General features: G+C 41.0%; 1 pseudogene. It reads left to right on the top strand.

The features are described from left to right. Positions 1-174: 174 nt before the first annotated feature. Positions 175-600, top strand: a pseudogene (locus Xinn_RS21175) (KilA-N domain-containing protein); the annotation flags it as partial. Positions 601-764 lie beyond the last annotated feature (164 nt).

The raw sequence follows: 764 nt of genomic DNA on the forward strand, positions 1-764 counted from the left end.
CCGTGGTTTTGATATTAGTTTAGCGACGATTATCAGATCATAAATGAAGCCTTTTTTCTATCTAAAAATAAACGGTTATTGCTTAAGATCCTATCTATGATGACTGGTTACAGTATTCCTTTAAGGCACAAGGTAGCGAAGCGTTGGAGAGAACTTGAAAGCGGTGTCGCTACTCCAGTTAAAAGTTCATCTGGCCTCCCTGAATATCGCTTCGCCAAAGCAGAACAACTGAGGTCTGTTGCTCTCGAAAAGAACATTGCTTCAATTGAAAGGCTGAATGCTCTTCTGCCCAATCTGGATCATCTGGCTAAGCAATCACTGGCAGCATCCATCATTAATCCGGTAGTAGGCTTTGAAGCAGTTCCTTTGCCTGTGCTGGAAGAGAGATATTACACAGCAGGTGAAGTCGGAAAGATGCTGGATGTATCGGCGAAGAAAATCGGATTGGTTGCCAATAAGCACAATCTCAAAAATGAGCAGCACGGTAAGTTCTTTCTGGATAAATCCGCTTATTCAAGTAAGCAAGTTCAAGCGTTCCGCTATAACGAAAATGGCATTAAAGCACTAAGACATTTAATTCATGGTGTAGAAGTGGCTTAAAACTGGATGCCTCGAACAACAACTTGATCAAATACTGATCTTTTTAGCGGGATTCACCAAGTTACCAGTGATGAACGGCATTAACAATATGAAATTACATCATATATGCGTGTAATTAGTTGAATGTTCGAGGTGCTTCTCAGTTTGCAACCGTTTGCCTTTAC

The sequence above is a fragment of the Xenorhabdus innexi genome, assembly GCF_002632485.1.
GTDB lineage: Bacteria > Pseudomonadota > Gammaproteobacteria > Enterobacterales > Enterobacteriaceae > Xenorhabdus > Xenorhabdus innexi.